This is a genomic window from Micromonospora sp. NBC_00362, from assembly GCF_026342155.1.
Lineage (GTDB): Bacteria > Actinomycetota > Actinomycetes > Mycobacteriales > Micromonosporaceae > Micromonospora > Micromonospora hortensis.
On sequence record NZ_JAPENH010000001.1, the window covers coordinates 2,633,605 to 2,651,101 of the forward strand.

21 protein-coding genes and 1 tRNA gene are annotated in these 17,497 nt (G+C 71.7%); 7 read left to right on the forward strand and 15 right to left on the reverse strand.

The genetic code is table 11. The features are described from left to right. Nucleotides 1-112: 112 nt before the first annotated feature. Nucleotides 113-460, forward strand: coding sequence for a pentapeptide repeat-containing protein (locus tag OG992_RS11940; protein ID WP_238686570.1), 348 nt, complete (start codon nucleotides 113-115; stop codon nucleotides 458-460). A gap of 316 nt (nucleotides 461-776) precedes the next feature. Here the strand turns inward: OG992_RS11940 and OG992_RS11945 are convergent, their stop codons facing one another. The 3 genes from OG992_RS11945 to OG992_RS11955 form a co-directional block, all read right to left on the reverse strand. After that, on the reverse strand, nucleotides 777-1,121 hold the full coding sequence (locus OG992_RS11945) for a hypothetical protein (protein WP_266303261.1): 345 nt from the start codon (nucleotides 1,119-1,121) through the stop codon (nucleotides 777-779). 105 nt (nucleotides 1,122-1,226) lie between these two features. Continuing rightward, nucleotides 1,227-1,298, reverse strand: a tRNA-Val gene (locus tag OG992_RS11950). 50 nt (nucleotides 1,299-1,348) lie between these two features. Next, a complete protein-coding gene (locus OG992_RS11955) occupies nucleotides 1,349-1,996 on the reverse strand; it encodes a PGPGW domain-containing protein (RefSeq protein WP_266303262.1) in 648 nt (215 codons plus the stop codon). A gap of 273 nt (nucleotides 1,997-2,269) precedes the next feature. Between OG992_RS11955 and OG992_RS11960 the strand changes: the two genes are divergently transcribed. Beyond that, nucleotides 2,270-2,701, forward strand: a complete 432-nt coding sequence (locus OG992_RS11960) for an SsgA family sporulation/cell division regulator (protein ID WP_007457244.1) — start codon at nucleotides 2,270-2,272, stop codon at nucleotides 2,699-2,701. 114 nt (nucleotides 2,702-2,815) lie between these two features. On the opposite strand, the gene OG992_RS11965 is transcribed toward OG992_RS11960, so the two are convergent. Then, the gene (locus tag OG992_RS11965; RefSeq protein WP_238686573.1) at nucleotides 2,816-3,592 is read right to left on the reverse strand and encodes a glucose 1-dehydrogenase; all 777 of its coding nucleotides are present in this window, start codon (nucleotides 3,590-3,592) and stop codon (nucleotides 2,816-2,818) included. A 202-nt stretch (nucleotides 3,593-3,794) separates the two neighbouring features. Here OG992_RS11965 and OG992_RS11970 point away from each other — a divergent pair, with 202 nt between their 5' ends. Then, nucleotides 3,795-4,787 (forward strand): helix-turn-helix transcriptional regulator, encoded by a 993-nt coding sequence (locus OG992_RS11970; protein WP_266303263.1) that lies wholly within the window; start codon nucleotides 3,795-3,797, stop codon nucleotides 4,785-4,787. Between the two features lie 7 nt (nucleotides 4,788-4,794). Next, nucleotides 4,795-5,250 carry an Rrf2 family transcriptional regulator gene (locus OG992_RS11975; RefSeq protein ID WP_030333674.1) on the forward strand — a complete coding sequence of 152 codons (456 nt, stop codon included), beginning with the start codon at nucleotides 4,795-4,797 and terminating at the stop codon, nucleotides 5,248-5,250. 12 nt (nucleotides 5,251-5,262) lie between these two features. Here OG992_RS11975 and OG992_RS11980 read toward each other — a convergent pair whose 3' ends face one another. From OG992_RS11980 to OG992_RS33905, 7 genes are all read right to left on the reverse strand, one after another. Next, nucleotides 5,263-5,874, reverse strand: a complete 612-nt coding sequence (locus OG992_RS11980; RefSeq protein WP_238686575.1) for a malonic semialdehyde reductase — start codon at nucleotides 5,872-5,874, stop codon at nucleotides 5,263-5,265. After that, complete coding sequence (locus tag OG992_RS11985) at nucleotides 5,871-6,431, reverse strand: flavin reductase family protein (RefSeq protein ID WP_238686576.1); 561 nt, start codon at nucleotides 6,429-6,431, stop codon at nucleotides 5,871-5,873. The genes OG992_RS11980 and OG992_RS11985 overlap by 4 nt, the downstream gene beginning before the upstream one ends. Next, the gene (locus OG992_RS11990; RefSeq protein WP_266303264.1) at nucleotides 6,428-7,762 is read right to left on the reverse strand and encodes an LLM class flavin-dependent oxidoreductase; all 1,335 of its coding nucleotides are present in this window, start codon (nucleotides 7,760-7,762) and stop codon (nucleotides 6,428-6,430) included. Before OG992_RS11990 ends, OG992_RS11985 begins: the two co-directional genes overlap by 4 nt. An 11-nt stretch (nucleotides 7,763-7,773) precedes the next feature. Then, entirely contained in the window at nucleotides 7,774-8,640 is an 867-nt protein-coding gene (locus OG992_RS11995) for an ABC transporter permease (protein ID WP_266303265.1), read from the reverse strand. Then, the gene (locus OG992_RS12000; protein WP_266303266.1) at nucleotides 8,633-9,478 is read right to left on the reverse strand and encodes an ABC transporter ATP-binding protein; all 846 of its coding nucleotides are present in this window, start codon (nucleotides 9,476-9,478) and stop codon (nucleotides 8,633-8,635) included. The genes OG992_RS11995 and OG992_RS12000 overlap by 8 nt, the downstream gene beginning before the upstream one ends. Further along, nucleotides 9,475-10,506 carry an ABC transporter substrate-binding protein gene (locus OG992_RS12005; RefSeq protein ID WP_266303267.1) on the reverse strand — a complete coding sequence of 344 codons (1,032 nt, stop codon included), beginning with the start codon at nucleotides 10,504-10,506 and terminating at the stop codon, nucleotides 9,475-9,477. The genes OG992_RS12000 and OG992_RS12005 overlap by 4 nt, the downstream gene beginning before the upstream one ends. Before the next feature lie 131 nt (nucleotides 10,507-10,637). Beyond that, the gene (locus OG992_RS33905; protein WP_349881247.1) at nucleotides 10,638-10,715 is read right to left on the reverse strand and encodes a putative leader peptide; all 78 of its coding nucleotides are present in this window, start codon (nucleotides 10,713-10,715) and stop codon (nucleotides 10,638-10,640) included. A 248-nt stretch (nucleotides 10,716-10,963) separates the two neighbouring features. On the opposite strand from OG992_RS33905, the gene OG992_RS12010 reads away from it, so the two are divergent. After that, complete coding sequence (locus tag OG992_RS12010; RefSeq protein WP_030333600.1) at nucleotides 10,964-11,143, forward strand: DUF4236 domain-containing protein; 180 nt, start codon at nucleotides 10,964-10,966, stop codon at nucleotides 11,141-11,143. A 202-nt stretch (nucleotides 11,144-11,345) separates the two neighbouring features. On the opposite strand, the gene OG992_RS12015 is transcribed toward OG992_RS12010, so the two are convergent. Both OG992_RS12015 and OG992_RS12020 read right to left on the reverse strand, forming a co-directional pair. Continuing rightward, nucleotides 11,346-12,230: a hypothetical protein gene (locus OG992_RS12015; RefSeq protein WP_238686581.1), complete on the reverse strand. Its 885-nt coding sequence runs from the start codon at nucleotides 12,228-12,230 to the stop codon at nucleotides 11,346-11,348. A 24-nt stretch (nucleotides 12,231-12,254) separates the two neighbouring features. Then, nucleotides 12,255-12,776, reverse strand: coding sequence for a VOC family protein (locus OG992_RS12020; protein ID WP_238686582.1), 522 nt, complete (start codon nucleotides 12,774-12,776; stop codon nucleotides 12,255-12,257). 49 nt (nucleotides 12,777-12,825) lie between these two features. Here OG992_RS12020 and OG992_RS12025 point away from each other — a divergent pair, with 49 nt between their 5' ends. Both OG992_RS12025 and OG992_RS12030 read left to right on the forward strand, forming a co-directional pair. Beyond that, on the forward strand, nucleotides 12,826-13,287 hold the full coding sequence (locus OG992_RS12025; protein WP_030333595.1) for a MarR family winged helix-turn-helix transcriptional regulator: 462 nt from the start codon (nucleotides 12,826-12,828) through the stop codon (nucleotides 13,285-13,287). A 57-nt stretch (nucleotides 13,288-13,344) separates the two neighbouring features. Continuing rightward, complete coding sequence (locus tag OG992_RS12030) at nucleotides 13,345-15,009, forward strand: tetratricopeptide repeat protein (RefSeq protein WP_266303268.1); 1,665 nt, start codon at nucleotides 13,345-13,347, stop codon at nucleotides 15,007-15,009. Nucleotides 15,010-15,370: 361 nt separating this feature from the next. Here the strand turns inward: OG992_RS12030 and OG992_RS12035 are convergent, their stop codons facing one another. Next, nucleotides 15,371-16,744 (reverse strand): ATP-binding protein, encoded by a 1,374-nt coding sequence (locus OG992_RS12035; RefSeq protein ID WP_266305192.1) that lies wholly within the window; start codon nucleotides 16,742-16,744, stop codon nucleotides 15,371-15,373. A 74-nt stretch (nucleotides 16,745-16,818) separates the two neighbouring features. Further along, nucleotides 16,819-17,475 (reverse strand): response regulator transcription factor, encoded by a 657-nt coding sequence (locus OG992_RS12040; protein WP_238686584.1) that lies wholly within the window; start codon nucleotides 17,473-17,475, stop codon nucleotides 16,819-16,821. Nucleotides 17,476-17,497: the final 22 nt, after the last annotated feature.

Genomic DNA, 17,497 nt, shown 5'->3' on the forward strand with positions numbered 1-17,497 from the left:
TCGAGCATGGTGGGACTAGACACCAGCGGGCGCCTGCCCTGCCGAATGCCTCGCAGGTCAGTGAATAGAAAGCCGGTGGTTCGGCAGTGGACGACCACGCTACCGTTCGCGGATGAGCATCCTGCCCGGCGCGACGAAGAAGTCGTTCGCGGGTCGCGATCTTCGGCATCGCACACTTGATGGATACTCATTCAAGTTGTGTGACTTCCGTGGCGTCGACCTCCGGGGCGCCTCCCTCCGCGGTGCCAGCTTCTCTGGCTGTGATCTACGGGATGCCGACCTGCGTGACACGGATCTGTCCTACGCGCGGTTCAGCTACGTCCTGACGCACGATCCGGAGTATGGACGAACGGACGTTACCGGGGCCCGGTGGAACGGGACCGACCTTCGAGGCGTCACCGCCGAGCGTGTCATTGGTTGGCCGCACGGCCTCTCAGACTCCGGGGTTACGTCCGGATGACGCGTCGGCACCCGGCGCTACTCCGGCGCTCGTCGAGCACGCCAGCGTGGCCTTCCTGCCGCTGATGCGGGTCACGTCCCGCCGGCTCTCGATCGCACCGGCCGCTGTGCCGGTTCTCCGAATACACTGAGCGGCCCAGCACCGCAGCATTGCCGTCCACGATGGCCCGGTTTCGCACACCTACACGGGTGGGGGCAGCCTGCGGCAACCAGGTCTCGTCGAGGGCGACCCGCGACGCACTCAAGCGGCTCGGCGATTCTCTCGGCTACTGACACACCAGTCGGCCAGGCCGGGCAGCGGTGCCGCTGGTGCTCCTTCAACTCTCGCTGGCGTTGACACCTGGCAGGTCGAGGTAGGCCAGCAGCCTCAGGACACCGGCGAGATGTTGCAGGTCGTGCCAGAGCGTCGGCACGGGGTCTGCCGGACGGCGCAGCAGTGCATGTAGCTCTGCCACGTCGTCACCGCACTGCCCGACGTCGATTCCCGATCCCGGAACGTCTCTCAGGTCGAACGCGGTCTCCAGGTCGACGTTCCAGTAGAGATCGACACCGACGCTCGCAAGGTCGATCTCCGCGCCGAACCGCTCCTCCACCATGTCCAGCAGCACGCCGCATACCCGGCGAAGGTCGTCAACCTTCAGCACGTCCGTCACGTTCACCATCCTCCGGCCACGCCACACAGACACATTGACCGCGGCTACTCCACACAAGCAGAAAGGCCACCTCCCGAACCCGGGAAGCGGCCTCTGACTTGCGGAAACTGAGAGTGGGCGATGCTGGTATCGAACCAGCGACCTCTTCGGTGTGAACGAAGCGCTCTCCCACTGAGCTAATCGCCCTCAGCGCCACTGACTCTACCCGATCGTGGAACCGGACCGGAAATCCGGGGTCAGTGGGTCGCGAGGTAGTGCATCGCCTCGGCCACCACGTCGATGCCGAGGCTGTACTTGAGGGACAGCCAGACCACCGTGGCCACGAAGACCAGGCCGACAGAGCCGAGCACGATTCGCACCAGCAGCGACTGTCTCGTTACCCAGCGTGTCCATCCGTGGACGTGGCGGCGGGTGAAGCCGAGCAGCCGGCGCGCCCAGTGGTATTCGACGGCCCAGATGCCCAGGCCGGCGATCACCAGCAGCCAGCCGGGCCCGGGGAGCGGGATGAGGGCGATGCCGATGGTCACCACCAGCGCCCCGGCGATCGCGATGAAGATCTTGAGTGCGATCCGGCCGGTGGGGTTGGCGCGGATGAGGTCGAGGGTCAGCGAGATCCGCTCACGCCAGCGAGGACGACGCGGCGGGTCCTGCACCGCGACTCCACCACCACGACCAGCACCGGCATCGCTGCCGCGACCAGCACCGCTGCCGCCGCCACCATCGGTGCCATCACCACCGGGACGACCGGCGTCGGACGCCGGCCGACCGGCCCGCTCGGGCTGCTCCATCGGCACTCCGTACCCCCGCTTTTCGGCTGCTCGGACCGCGACGTTCGGCGGGCCGGGCGCCGCCGCCGGATCCACTGAGGATTGCTTCGTCACCATTTCACCCCCCAGTGTCGCTCGGGCCCGTCACTGCAACGGCCGACTGGACGTTACCGGAGTAAGTCGACGACTGAGCCACCCGATACCGGGCGGGATCACGCACTGGGCAGAACCGGAAATCCTACATGAATGCTCACATTCACGCGGCCTTTCCGTCCCCCTTCCCACCACTGGGTGAAGTCAGCGTATGGCGGAGCGTAGCCAGGAGTAGCACCTGAGTATGGGAAAAGCGGGACACGCGCGTTCCGCAGCGGTGCCGGGGGGAGAACGTCCATGAGTGTCATCCGACCGACGACCGTAGAGGTCGAGACGTCGCTAAGGCTCGTCGCACCTGACGCCACCGCCTTGCCGGTGCGTGCCAGTCTGCGTTACGACCCTGCTGACCCGTATGCGGTCCATGTCCTGTTCCATGCCGAATCGGCAGGGGGCGAGGCGGTGAGTTGGTCGTTCGCTCGCGAACTTCTGGTCACCGGCCTGGACGAGCCGGCCGGCATCGGGGATGTGCGGGTCTGGCCCTGGGCCACACCGCGCGGCGACTTCGTCGCGCTGGCCCTCTCGTCACCGGACGGCAACGCCCTCTTCGAGGTGCCGCGCAGCGTCCTGGTGCGTTTCCTTCGACGGACCTACGTCGTCGTCCCGCGCGGCCGTGAGGCCGAGCACCTGGACGTCGACACGGCGGTGAACCGACTGCTCGCCGGTCGCTGACCGCCCGAACCTGCAACACCGGCCATACCGGGGCCGCGCGGATCTGCCGAATCCGCGCGGCCCCGGCACACACCCAGGAAGTACGCGCACTGCGCTCCCCGGGTCGGCCGGTGCTCAGCCGTGCGTGGTGATGCCGCCGTCGACGGGAATGACCGCCCCGGTGAGGTATGCGCCGGCGCGCGACGAGAGGTAGATGGCGGTGCCGGCCATGTCCTCGGGGCGCCCGATGCGGCCCAGCGGCACCTGCTGCTCGATGGCGGCCCGGCTCGCCGGGTCGTCGAGCGCGAACGCCATCATCTTGCTCTCGAACGGGCCGGGCGCGATCGCGTTGACGGTGATCTGCTCACCGGCGAGCTGGTGGGCGAGGCTGCGGGTGATCATGTGCACGGCCGATTTGGTGGCCGAGTACGCGTACACCTCCATCATCGGCACCCGGATGCCGTCGATCGACCCGATGTTGATCACGCGGGCCGGGTCGTCGGCGCTGGCGGCGGCGCGTAACGCCGGCAGCAGCGCCGTGGTGAGTCGGAAGACGGCCTTGACGTTGACCGCCCAGAGCTTGTCGAACGCCGCCTCGGGGTAGTCCTCCAGCGGTGCGCCCCAGGTCGCGCCGGCGTTGTTGACCAGCACGTCGAGGCGACCGAAGCGCTCGCGTACGGCGGCGGCCAACGCCTCGGCGCCGGCGTTGTCGCTCAGGTCGGCGGGGATTGCCTCGCAGCGGCCCTCGGCGGACAGGGTGGTGGCGACCGCCTCGCAGACGTCCGCCTTGCGCGACGAGATGATCACGTGTGCGCCGGCCCGGACGAAGCCCTGAGCGATCATCAGCCCGATCCCCCGTGAGCCGCCGGTGACCAGGACCGTCTTACCTTCGACCGAGAACAGCTGCGTCATGCCCATCCCATCGCGAGTCGGCGGGTGCCGCCGGCCGGTCGGGTGACCGGCGGATACCGGGTGGACCGCTGACCGGCGGCGCTACCGCCGGGTAACGTAGCCCGGCCGCCGGGACCGCGACAAGCCCGCAGCTTGCCGCGGATTCCGCTGCGAACGTCGATCGGGATGCGGTGACCTGCGGTTCGGGCTACCGTCGCAGGCGATGGTCTCCACCGATCCCTCCCCCGCGCCATCGATCGGAACGGCGTCTCCGGTCACCGACGAGATAGCCACGTTCGCGCTGGCCGATCTTGCCGGTGCCCCGGGCTGGCGTCGGCCGGTGATCGTCGAGCGGGAGCTGTTGATTCTCACCACGCGTGGGCACGGCGACGCGGAACTCGACTTTCACCTGCTGCCGTGCCGGCCCGGCACGCTGTTGCGGGTCCGCCCCGGCCAGGTGCTGCGCTGCGCCGGCCCCCAGTTCGACGCCACAGTGGTCGCCTGGGAGCCCGAGGCGCTGCACGGCTTCGACGTCGACCTGACCACGACAGCGACCTGGCGGCAGTTGGCCGGTGAGGACGAGGACGCGGTGATCAGCGAGGTGAGCCAGTTGGCGGTGGACTGTCGGCGGCACCCCGACAGCCCGACCGCCCGCGCGCTGCTCCGGCATCAACTGGCGGTGCTGCTGCTCCGGCTGGCAGTGGCCCACGACGACCGGTCGCCGTCCCGCCCCGAGGACGAGACGTTCCACAGGTTCCGCAGCGAGGTGGAACATGGCTACCCGCACACCCGACGGGTGGAGGACTACGCGGCCGAACTCGGCTGCTCGGTGCGGACCCTGACCCGGGCCTGCCTGGCCGTTACCGGTCGCAGCGCCAAACAGGTCATCGACGAGCGGGTCGCGTTGCAGGCCAGCCGGTTACTGGCCGCGACGGATCAGCCGATCGCCCAGATCGGCCGGCGGCTCGGCTTCTCCGAACCCACGAACTTCGGCCGCTTCTTCACCCGCGAGATCGGGGTCAGCCCGGGCGCGTTCCGGGCCGCCCGGGATCAACCGGTGGCCGGCCGGGTGGTCCGACCTCGACCGCCGGCCGAGTCGACGGGCGTCAACGGCGGTTGGTTCCGCCCCGGCACCCCGGGCGAACCCACAAACGGCGGGCACGCCACGAGACCCGGACCGCCCGCCGGAGGGCCCGGCGGCACCGGGCGGGCATGATGGCACTGTGCAGATCTCCGCGCGCGGCGACTACGCGGTACGGGCGGCGTTGAGCCTCGCCACCGCGTACCCCTCGCTGCTGTCCACCCAGGCCATCGCCGCGGAGCAGGACATGCCCCGCAAGTTCCTGGAGGCGGTCCTGGCGGATCTGCGCCGGGCCGGCATCGTCCGCGCCCAACGTGGCGCCGAGGGCGGCTACACCCTCGCGCGTCCACCACGCGAGGTGACAGTCGGCGCGGTGCTGCGCGCCGTCGAAGGCCCACTTGCCGGGGTACGCGGGCTGCGCCCCGAGGAAACCCGGTACGAGGGGTCGGCGGAGAACCTGCCCGGCCTGTGGGTGGCCGTGCGCGCCGCCGTGCGGCGGGTCGTCGACGAGGTGAGCCTCGCCGAGATCGTCAGCGGTCGACTGCCCGCGCACGTCCGCAAGCTCACCGCACTGCCCGACGCGTGGGAGCCGCGCTGACCTCGGGTCGGCTCACAGCGCCCACACCACCTCCTCGGTGCTGAGCCGGGGCAGCCGCCGATCCCAGGCGTCCGGGCCGGGGCGGCCCAGGTTGAGCAGCAGCAGCGCCTCGTGCCGGCCGTCGGGGAAGAACTCCCGGCTAACCCCTGCCGCGTCGAACCCGGCCATCGGGCCGGCGGCCAGCCCAGCGGCCCGTACGCCCACCAGCAGGTAGCCGATCTGGAGGGTCGCGCTGAAGCGGGCCTGCTCGGCGCGGGACGGGCGGTCGCTCAGCCAGTCGCGGGCCTGCGGCCGGTGCGGGTACAGCTCCGGCAGCCGTTCGTGGAAGTCCACGTCGGCGGCGAGCACCGCCACCAGTGGCGCCGTAGCCGTCTTCGCCCTGTTGCTCGACGAGACGTACGGCAACAGCCGCGCCCGCGCCGCCGCCGAACGGAGCAGCAGCACCCGCAACGGCTGACCGTTGTACGCCGTCGGCCCGTACCGGATCAGGTCGTGGATCGCCGCGACCTGGGCGTCGGTGACCGGTTCGTCGGTGAACGTGTTGGCCGTGCGGGCCGCCCGGAACAGCAGGTCCTGGGCGGCCCGGTCCAACGCGAGCAGATCGGCCGTGGTGACTGCGCTCACGGGGAGACGGCGGTGGTGTAGCCGCCCCGGTGGTGGACCAGTGGCGTGCCGTCGCCACAGTCGCCGAGCGCCAGCGGCTCGGCGATCACCAGCGTGTGGTCGCCGGCCGGGACCCGGTGCACCACCCGGCAGAGCAGCCGGGCCAGCACCCCGTCGAGCAGCGGCACCCCGAACGGTCCCGACGTCCAGTCCGGGTACGCGGCGAACCGGTCGATGCCACTGGTCGCGAAGACCGTGGCGGCCTCCCGCTGCCCGGCGCCCAGCAGGTGCACGGCGACGTGCTCGGCGCGGGCGAGCACCGGCCAACTCGACGACGCCACCCCGAGGCAGAACGAGACCAGCGGTGGGTCCAGCGACACCGACGTGAACGACGTCGCGGTAAAGCCCGCCCGGATGGGCGCGCCGATCCCACCCAGGCAGGTGGGGTCGGTGGCGCGGGCGACAGCGGTGACCACCGTGACGCTGCTGGCCTGCCGCCGCAGCAGAGCGCGGAACAGGTCCCGGTTCACCGGTCGCAGCTCGGCGATGTCCGCCGAGGGGCGCTCCACGGTGGTCACGCCGGCACCAGGGCCGACGCGGCGTACGCACTGGCCGGTCGGGGCAGGCCGTAGTGTTCGCGCAGCGTCCGACCGGTGTACTCGGCGCGGAACAGCCCTCGGGAGCGCAGCACCGGCACCACGTGGTCGACGAAGTCGGCGAGCCCGCCGGGCAGGTGCGGCGGCATGATGTTGAACCCGTCGGCCGCGCGCTGGGTGAACCACAACTCGATCTGGTCGGCGATCTGCTCCGGCGTGCCGGCGACGACCCGGTGACCCCGGCCGCCGCCGAGTCGGCCGATCAGCTGGCGGATGGTGAGCTGTTCCCGGCGGGCCAGCTCGGTGACGAGCTGGTAGCGGCTCTGGTGGGCCTGCACGGTGCCGGCGGCCGGCAGCTCCGGCAGCGGCCCGTCCAGCGGCAGGCCGGTCAGGTCGATGCCGAGCATCCCGGAGAGCTGGGCCACTGCGTAGTCGGGGACGATCAGCTCCTCCAGCTCGGCGGCGAGCGCCAGCGCCTCGGCTTCGGTGCCGCCGATCACCGGCGCGATGCCGGGAAGGACCTTCACCAGCTCCGGGTCGCGGCCGGCGGCGGTGACCTGCCGGTGCAGCTCGGCGTAGAAGCTCTGCCCGTCGGTGAGGGTCTGCTGCGCGGTGAAGACCGCCTCGGCGTAGCGAGCGGCGAAGGCTATCCCGTCCGGCGACGAGCCGGCCTGCACCAGCAGCGGTCGGCCCTGCGGCCCCCGGGGAATGTTCAGCGGGCCACGGACCTGGAACTCCGGCCCGCGGTGCGCCACCTCGTGCACCCGGTCGGTGTCGGCGAACACCCCGGCTGTGGTGTCGAAGACCAGCGCGTCGTCCTCCCAGCTGTCCCAGAGCTTGACCGCCACGTCCACGAACTCGGCGGCCCGCCGGTAACGGTCGGCGTGTTCGGGGTGGCTGTCCCGGTTGAAGTTGACCGCCTCCCGCTCCTGGGCGGAGGTGACGATGTTCCAGCCGGCCCGACCGCCGCTGAGGTGGTCCAGCGAGGCGAACTTGCGGGCGACGTGGAACGGCTCGTTGTAGGTGGTGGAGACCGTCGCGATGAGACCGATGTGTTCGGTCACCGCGGCGAGCGACGCGAGCAGGGTCAGCGGTTCGAAGACGGCCTGGATGTTGTGTCGGGGGTTCGGGCCGACCGAGAGACCGTCGGCGAGGAAGAGCGAGTCGAGGGTGCCGCGTTCGGCGATCCGCGCCAGCTCCTGGAAGTGCCGTACGTCGGTGACCCGACGCGGGTCGGTGCGGGGGTGCCGCCAGGCGGCCTCGTGGTGGCCGACGCCCATCAGGAACGCGTTGAGGTGCAGGGTGCGGGTCATTGGTGTCCGTCCTATCCGGCAGAGACGTCGACGCGCCAGGTGGAGAAGCGACGTTCGAGGGCGACGAGGAGCTGGTTGACGACCAGGCCGATGGCGGAGATCGTGATGATCCCGGAGTACATGTCGGCGATCGCGAAGTTGTACTGCGCGTAGTTGATGAGGTAGCCGAGCCCGGCCTTCGCGCCGACCATCTCGGCCGCGACCAGCACCAGGATCGAGTACGCCCCGGCCAGCCGGACGCCGGTGAAGATGGTCGGCACCGCGGCCGGCAGGATCACCTTCTGGAACAGCCGCAGGTGGTTGAGCCCCATCGAGCGGGCCGACCGGATCAGCAGCGGGTCGACGCCCTTCACCCCGGCGATGGTGTTCAGCAGGATCGGCCAGGAGCACGCGTACAGCACCAGGGCGATCTTGGAAGTCTCGCCCAGGCCGAGGATGAGCACGAACACCGGCAGCAGGGCCAGCGCGGCGGTGTTGCGGAACACCTCCAGCAGCGGGCTGAGCAGCTCGGCGAGCGGCCGGTACCAGCCGATCAGCAACCCGAGCGGGATGGCGGTGAGCACCGCCAGGCCGAGCCCGGCCAACGACCGGGTGAGGCTCGCGCCCACGTGCTCGGCGAGCTGCCCGCTGCGCAGCAACTCCCACCAGGCCACCAGCACCTCCGACAGCGGGGGCAGGAAGACCCGGTCGACCAGCCCGAGCCGGGGTGCGCCCTCCCAGATCGCGGCCAGCGCGGCGATGGCGACGGTACGGTGCAGCACCTTCGTGCCGATGCCGAACAGCCGACCGGCGCGACCGGGAGCGGCACTGTCGGCCGCAGCGCGGGGCACGGTGGGTGGTCCGGCGAGTCGGGCGGGACGTTCGGCGATGTCAACCAACGCGGGCCTCCTCGGTGTGGCGGACGCCGGTGCCCTCGGCCGCCTGGGCAGCCCGCACCTCGTCACGCAGCAGGGTCCAGATCTGGTGGCGGTGGTGGCGGAACGCGTCGGTGGAACGGACGTCCTCGACCGCGTCCCGGTCGCCGAGGTCGATGTCGATGACCTGTTTGAGCCGCCCGGGCCGCGACGTCAGCACCGCCACCCGCTGACCCAGGTAGACGGCCTCGTCGATGCCGTGGGTGATGAACACGATGGTCTTGCCGGTACGGGCCCAGATCCGCACCAGCTCGTCCTGCAACGAGTCGCGGGTCTGCGCGTCCAGGGCGGCGAACGGCTCGTCCATCAGCAGCACGTCCGGGTCGTACGCGAGGCTGCGGGCGATGGCCACCCGCTGCTTCATCCCGCCGGACAGTTCGTGCGGATAGCGGTCGGCGAACCCGCGCAGGCCCACCAGGTCGAGGTGGTGCTCGATCAGGGCGGCGCGCTCGGCGCGGGGCACCCCCTTGGCCTCCAGGCCGAACGCGACGTTGCCGGCGGCGGTGCGCCAGGGCAGCAGCGCGTACTGCTGGAAGACGATGCCCCGGTCCAGGCCGGGACCGGTGACCTGCCGACCGTCGACGAGCACCCGCCCCGCGGTCGGCTCGGTGAGCCCGCCGAGCAGGTCGAGCAGTGTGGACTTGCCGCAGCCGCTGGGGCCGACGACGACCAGGAACTCGCCGGGGCGTACCCCGAGGGTGACAGCGTCCAGCGCGGTGACCGCGCCGGCGCCGCCACGCCGGCTCGCGCGGACCGGGAAGGTCTTGCTCACCCGATCGAAGACGATCTTGTCGGTGCTCACGCGTTCCCCCCGTCCACGAACGGGTTGAATCGGTTGGTGTAGATGTCTCCGGGCTTCGGGCGGTCGCCCTTGAGTTCGCCCTCGGCGGCGAGCCAGTCGATCCAGGTGCCGAACTCCTGCTCGCCGATCACGCCGCCACGGCCGGCGACCCCACTGCTCTTCCAGTACGCGACCAGGGACGGGTCCTCGTTGCGGCCTCGCTTGCCGATGATGTCCCGCATCCGGGCGACCACTGCCTCCCGGGGTTGGGTACGGGCCCACTCGATGGCCTTGCCGACCCCGGTGACGAAGGCATTGACGGTCTCCGGGTTGCGCTTGATGAAGTCGTCGCGAAAGACGTAGGTGCCGCCGCTGAACGCGCCGAGCAGCTCGTAGTCGGTGAAGATGGTGCGGATGCCGCCGCTGGCGACCGCCTTGTCGCGGATCACCCCGCCGAGCACGGCGACGTCGATCTGCCGCTGCCGCAGCGACTGCTCGGTGTTGACCGGTGGCAGGGCGACCAGCTCGACCTGCTTGACCTCGGCGGGAGTGAGGCCGCCTCGGGCGAGCCAGGTCTTGAGTACTGCCTCGGCGTGCGCGCCGAGGGTGTTCATGCCGACCTTCTTGCCGATCAGGTCACGAGGACGGCGGATCGGGCTGTCGTCGAGCACGTAGTAGCCCTGGAAGGTCTGCGCGTCCGAGCCGTAGTAGCTGACCACCGCGGTGATCGGGGCGTTGGCGGTGGAGAGCTTGACGATGGCGCCGTTGAACGCGCCGCCGAAGTCGCTCTGCCCGGTGGCGGTGGCCTGAATGTCCTGCGGACCACCGGTGACGTTGCCGATCCACGTGAGCTTGACGTCGCCGAGGTAGCCGAGGTCGGCGGCGAGTTCGGGGAGGGTGACCTGACCGACCGAGCCCTGGTAGCGCAGCTCGCTGGCTTGGGCGTCGTCGGCTGCCGCGTCACCGCCGCAGCCGGCGGTGGCGGTGAGCACTACCAGCGCGGCAACGGCGGCGAGGGTACGCAGAATTGCACGACGGGGTGGGGACATGAGGAGTCTCCTGATCTGTCCACGATGGGAGCGGGGACGCCCGGATGAGGGCGTGCGGGCACGCTGCTCCGCGTTGAGCGGGCGGGCGGTGAGAGTGCGGCGCTGGAGCCGAGCCGGATGGACCGGTCAGCTCAACAGAGCGCGCTCGCGTGCCGGACCAGGTCGACGTGCACACGAGCGGTGAGGAGTAGCTCATCCCGCTGCGACATGACCCCATGCTGCCCGGGATCGGAACGAGCGGTCAACGGCCTTCCAGAAGATGAGACTTCTATCGCTGACGATGTTACGGAGCACCCCAACCAGTGTTTACCACGCCGCAACACCTATCTGTTGGATAGAGATTGCGATGCCCGATGGGCGACCGTCCAGGACGGACGGTGAGAGGGTTTCAAAAGTTGTCGGTTCGGGCATGTTCGATCTCGACACGGCAGGGAACGGTGACGAGGGGAGACCTCCGATGGGCCTCATGTTTCGCAAGCGCAAGAAGTACGGTCCGATCATCCTGAACTTCACCGAGAACGGCTTCTCCTCGTGGAGCATCAAGATCGGTCGCTGGTCCTGGAACTCCAAGGCCCGCGCGCACCGGGTCGACCTGCCGGGTCCGCTGAGCTGGAAGCAGGACAAGTCCCGGTCGTAAGCATCCCGGGAGTCGAGCGGGGTGCCGGTGATTCACCGGCACCCCGCTCGGCGTTTCGCCCCGCCCCACCCCGCCCCGGCCCGGCCCGGCCCCGGCCCGCCCCGGCGATCTTGCAGTTTCTGTCGCTGTTTTGCGTGGAATAACCCTTATGCCGGAGCAGAAAGTGCAAGATCGCGTGGGCGGGGGGCGCGACGGGGGGCGCTCAGCGCGCCAGGGTGATGATCTCGTCGCCGGCCAGCCGCCCGGACTCGCGATCGCGTCGCACGGCGCCGGCGTCGAGAAGCTCGACGAGCGCCTGGTTGGCGTCGGCGGCACGGTAGACCGTCGCGGTGAGGGTGTGCCGGCGCAGCTCGGTCACCGGCCGTGGCCCGCCCGCCCGCAACTCGGCCAACAGCTCGTGGGCCAACGGTTCGAGGTCGGGATCACCGACCACGTCGACAGTCGTGCCGGTCGGGTCCAGCGGGTCGCGGTAGCGCACGCCGAGGTCCGCGCCGACCGCCCAGAGCGCGTCACGGACCGCCTCCAGACTCCGGTCGGAGCGGCTACCGAACGCGATCACCCCGGCGGCCTCTCCGCCGGGCAGCACCGGCGCCACCTCGGCGACCAGGGGGAAGCCGGCGGAGACGAGCACGTCTCGGGCACTGTCGCCGGTGTGCAGCAGCAGCTCTCCGGTCCGGCCGTTGGTCGTGGCGGTGAGCAGCTTCGGCGTCACCGCCCCGGGCAGGTCGACGAAGGAGAACAGCGGCGCGCCGGCCGCCCCGGCGGCCTTCACCGCGACCGGCAGCCGATACGGCTCGCCAGGAAGCAGGTGCACTGTGACCTCGGCGGGCAGCTCCGCCTCGATCGGGCCGAGTCGGGCCGGCAGGTCGGCGGCGGCGTCGGCCAGGACCAGCACCGTCACCTGCCGGCCGCGCACCTGGTCGCCGTGCGTGGCGACCAGGCGTAGCGCGGCCTCCGCGCTGCCCGCGTCGGCGCCCGCGAGGGCTATGGTGGCCCGCCGGGAGCGGTGCAGGGCCGCGGGCAGCCAGGTCGTCAACTGGCGGACCAGCAGGTCGCGGAGGAAATCAGTGGTCCGGTCGGTCGGCATCGGTCCGTTCTACCGTACGGCCGGTCAGGCCGGGACGGAGATCCCCACCCCGCCCCGGGTCTGCCCGCCGTAACGCTGCCGCTCGGCGTCCAGGTCGAGCCGACCGATCTGCTTGCGGGCGGCCAGCGCGGTGTCGTCGAGCAGGTCGGCCGGGATCAGCCAGACCACCTCGAACTCCAGACCGTCCGGGTCCTTGCCGTAGAGGCTCTTGGTCGTGCCGTGGTCGGAGGTGCCGACCAGGGCGCCGGCCGCGGCGAGCCGCTCGGCGGTGGCGGCCAGGTCGTCGAGCGTGTCCACCTCCCAGGCGAGGTGGTAGAGGCCGACGGTGGACCGGCCGGCGGTCGACCGCCCGGCGCCCGCGCCGATCTCGAAGAGGCCGAGGTCGTGGTCGTTGGTGGAGTCGGGGGCCTGGAGGAAGGTGGCGCCCCGGAAGCCGTCCGGGGTCATCGCCACCGGGCGGAAGCCCAGCACGTCGCTGTAGAACGCGACGCTGCGGGCGAGGTCACTGACGTAGAGGACCGCGTGGTTGAGCCGGTGGATACCCATGACCCGAGACTAACGCAGTTTAGTTGAACCTTCAACCATCCGGAGTATGATGGCGGTCATGACCCGCTGGTTGGACCCCGACGAGCAGCGCACCTGGCGCGCGTACCTCACCGCTTCCCGGGTGCTGATGGACACTCTCGACCGTGAGCTGCAACGCGACGCGGGCATGCCGCACGCGTACTACGAGATCCTGGTCCAGCTCTCCGAGGCCCCCGGTCGCCAACTGCGGATGAGCCAGTTGGCGCAGGCCGCGGGGTCGTCGCGCAGCCGGCTCTCGCACGCCGTGGCCCGACTGGAGGCCGCCGGCTGGGTGCGCCGTGAGGACTGCCCCACCGACCGGCGCGGGCAGATCGCGCTGCTCACCGACGAGGGTTTCGCCACCCTCGCGGCCGCCGCACCCGGCCACGTCGAGGGGGTACGCCGACACCTGTTCGACGCGTTGAGCCCCGCCCAGGTCGACCAGCTACGCCGGATCAGCGAGACCCTGGCCGAGCACCTGACCGGATCCTGACCAATCGACACCGGCGCGGGTCTTGTACTTACCGTCGTCGGATGAGCACGATGGGGCGTGTCTTCCGGCTTCGGTGAACTGACTGATCAGGCGCACCACCTCGTGTCCTCCGGCGATCTTGCCGGCGCGCAGCAACTGCTGTCCGACGCGCTCACCGACGCCGACCCCCGCCCGGCCAACGCCACCCCCGAGCTGGCCGAGGCGGCCAGCCTCCAGGCGCGGGTGCTGATCGCCCTCGGCGAGCCGCACTCGGCCCGCGGGTGGGCAGCTTTCGCGTACGCGGCCACCACCCGCCTGCACGGCCGCGCCGACCCGCGCACGGTGGCCGCCGCGGCGACCCTGGCCGCGGTGCTGCACCGGGTCGGCAGCCACTCCCGGGCGGCGCGGCTCTACCAGGAAGTCATCATCGAGCTGACCGCGCAGGACGGCCCGGAGTCACTGCGGGTGCTCGCCGCGCACGCCGACCTGGCCACCGTCGAGTACGCGCGCGGCCAGTGCACTGTGGCCCGCGACCGCCTCCAGGACGCCTGGGAGCTGCACCGCGAGGTGTACGGCGACGGGCACCCCAGCGGCATCAAGATGCTGGCGCGGCTCGGGGCGATGCAGCGCGACTGCGGGCAGTTCACCGAGGCACACGACAACCTGGCACTGGCCCGCGAGCTGTGTCGCCAGCACCTGCCCGCCGACGACCCGCTGGCCACCCAGGTGGCGGCCCTGGCCCGGGCGGCGGCCAGTCCCGACCACGCCTGCGCGGACAACCCGCCCACGGCTCGAGACACGCCGGTAGTGCCGGCCGCCCGCGTCCCACCGCACAGCGACGGGCCAGCCGAATCCGGCTACCACCCGCAGGCAGCCGCAACCCACCACGCCGGGGCGGTGCCCAACCCCCGGCTGCCCTCCGACGAGGCGGTCGGGTCGACGGGCGGCAGGTGGTCGACCGAATCGGCGGACGAGCCGTCGCCCCACCCCACCGACCCTCCGGTGCCCCCGTCGGTGGTCGGGCTGGCCGGCGGCACGGAGGAGCAGCCAGGGGTCTACCGACTGCACCGACCCGCCGACCCGTACACGTCGCCCGACCCGTACACGCCGTCCGACCAGCACCAACCGTCCGACCCGTACGCGCGGCCAGACCCGTACGCGCGGCCAGACCCGTACGCGCGGCCAGACCCGTACGGGCAGGTCGAGCCGTACACGCCGTCGCGGCTGCTGCCGGTGCCCGTGCACCGCGCGCCGCCGGAGCAGCGCAACCGGCTGGTCCCGGTGCTGGTGGCCGGCGTGGTCGTGGTGCTCCTCGGCGCGGCAGCGGTGATCGCCGGGGTGGCCCGGGTCGACGGCGACGACGAACCGACCCCGCCGCCGGCCAGCGCCTCCCCCAGCACCGGCGCGCCGGCCAGCGCCGCGCCCGCCCCGGGCGGCTCGGCACCCACGTCGGCTGCCGCCGCGGCGCCGCCCGGCACCCCACCCAGCGCGGTGACCCTGCGCGACACCCGGGACAGCATCGCGCTGAACTGGACCTATCCGGCCGGCGGCGAGGGCCCGGTGGTCATCGCGGGCGGCCGCACCGGCCAGACCCACAACATCTTCGCGACGCTGCCCGCCGGCACCACCAGCTTCGTCATCTACGCGCTCAACCGCACCAACGACTTCTGCTTCACCGTCGCCGTCGCCTGGTCCACCGACACCGTGGCGCGTTCCAAGCAGGTCTGCACCCGCCGCCGCTGACCCGCCAGCCGCTGACCCGCCAGCTTTGCCCCCGCCCGCCACTGCCTGCCACCCACTGCCCTTGCCCGCTACGCCCCGCCTTCACCGCCCGGCCGCTACCCCCACAGACCTCACTCAGCGTGGGCGTACCTGTTGACCAACCTGCCGTGACGCGCGGTCACACCCGACGCCCCAGCCCACGGTCCCTTTCAGGCTTTGCTCTGCTTACCTATACGCACCACTTGGGGTGACCAGATGAAACGTCGTGGCCGTCGCTTCGGCGCGCGCCGGCGAGCATCACGTTGGGTAGCTGTCGCATCCGCGGGTGCAGAGCAAAGGGGGCATCGGTGGTCGATGGGGGGAGGTCGCCGTCACGGCCCGTCTAACTTGGGGGGTCCTCGGCCGGCAACGCCGGCAGCAGCAGGCACACCCGTAACCCTCGCTGCTCCGGCGCGTCGGTCAGGGTGATGCCGCCGCCCGCGCGTCGAACCAACTCCCGGACGATGGCCAGCCCCAGGCCGGCGCCCCCGTCGTCGCGGGCCCGTCCGTCATCCAGCCTGGTGAAGCGGTCGAAGACCCGCTCCCGGTCGGCCACCGCGATCCCCGGGCCGTCGTCGGTCACCGTCACCAGGTGGTACGCCCCGACGCCAGGCGTGACCGTGGAGCCCACCGTCGGTGCCGCCGCCGACGCCGCGAGCATGACACTGCCGTGCGCGTGCCGTACCGCGTTGTCGACCAGGTTGGCCAGCACGCGACGCAACTCCTCGACGGTGCCGACCGTCCAGAGCGGGCCGGCCGGCGGCGTCACCAGCACCGGCGGTGACGGGTAGCGGGCGGCGACCTCGGTCAGCAACGCGCCCAGCTCCACCGGGCCGGTCCCCCGGGCCGTCGGAGTCTCGTCCAGGCGGGCCAGCAGCAGGAGATCGTCGACCAGGCGGCTCAACCGGTCGGTGTCGGCGAGCAGGTTGGCGGTCACCGCCGTCCAGTCCGTCCGGTCGGCGAGGCGCTGGGCCACCTCCAATTCGGTCCGGATGTTGGTCAACGGGCTGCGCAACTCGTGCGCGGCGTCGGAGACGAAGGCCCGCTGTCGGACGCGGGCGGACTCCAGCCGGCCCAGCATGCCGTTGAGGGTGACCGCCAGACGGTGGATCTCGTCGGCCGACGCCGGCACCGGCAGCCGGCCGGCGCCGGCCCTCCCGGTGATCTCCTCGGCACCTCGACGCAACGCCTCGACCGGCCGCAGGGTCGCGCCCACCACCCGCCACGCCACCCCGGCCAGCACGGCCACCAGAAGCGGGAACGCCACCAGCAGGATCGTCCGCACCACATGGGTGCTGTGCCGCACGTCGGCCATCGAGCGGGCGACCAGCACGGTGAGCGGGTCGGCCGCGGTGCCGGCGGGTACGGCGACCACCCGGACCGGGCCGACGAGCCCGACCCGCTCGGCCGGCACCTCCAGCCGCTGTCGACCGTCGCGGTGGAGCCGCTCCGGGCGGACCATCGGGACCAGACGGTCGGCATCGATCGAGGCCGCCCGAATTCGTCCCTGCCCGTCGACGACCTGCACGCGGACCTGCCCCCCGGCCACCGGCAGCGGGTCCGGCAGCGCGTCCTCTGCGGCGAGCAGGGCGACCGCGTCGGCGGTGCGGAACGCCTCGGTGTCGACAGTGCGCTGGAGCACGAAGCCGAGCGCGCCGAGCAGCACCACCCCGCCCACGGCCAGCCCGATGGTGAGGCCGACCACACCGATCGCCATGAGCCGCCCGCGCAGCCCCAGGACCGGCATCCACCCGGGCCTGGCCCGACGGTCGGGGGCCGGGCCGGCGGTGGTCACGTCGCCAGCCGGTAGCCGGCACCCCGGACCGTCTCCAGCCGGTCCCGGCCGAGCTTGCGGCGCAGATAGCCGACGTACACCTCGACGGCGTTCGGCGCGGTCTCCAGGCTGGCGTCCCAGACGTGGTCCAACAACTCGACCTTGGAGACGACCTGGCCCGGCCGGCGCATCAGGTAGTCCAACAACGCGAACTCCCGCGCGGTCAGAGCCACCTCGGCGTCCGCCCGGGTCACCCGCCGGCGGGCCGGGTCCAGCCGCAGGTCACCGACCGCCAGCACGGTCGGGCGCTCCGGCGCGCCCCGACGCAGCAGGGCCCGGAGCCGGGCCAACAGCACCACATACGAGAAGGGTTTGGTCAGGTAGTCGTCGGCGCCGCAGTCGAGGCCGTCGGCCTGGTCGTACTCGCCGTCCTTGGCCGAGAGCATCAGCACCGGCAACCAGTGCTGCTCCGCGCGCAGCCGCCGGACCAACTCGTACCCGGAGAGGCCGGGCAGCATCACGTCGAGGATCATGGCGTCGTACCCGCCGTGCCGGGCCGCGTCCAGGCCCGCCGGGCCGGTTGCCGCCACGTCCACCGCGAACCCCTCCGCCTGGAGACCGCGTTGCAGGGCAGCCGCCAACCGGGCCTCGTCCTCCACCACTAGCACTCGCACAGCTCAAGGGTGCCACCCGGGT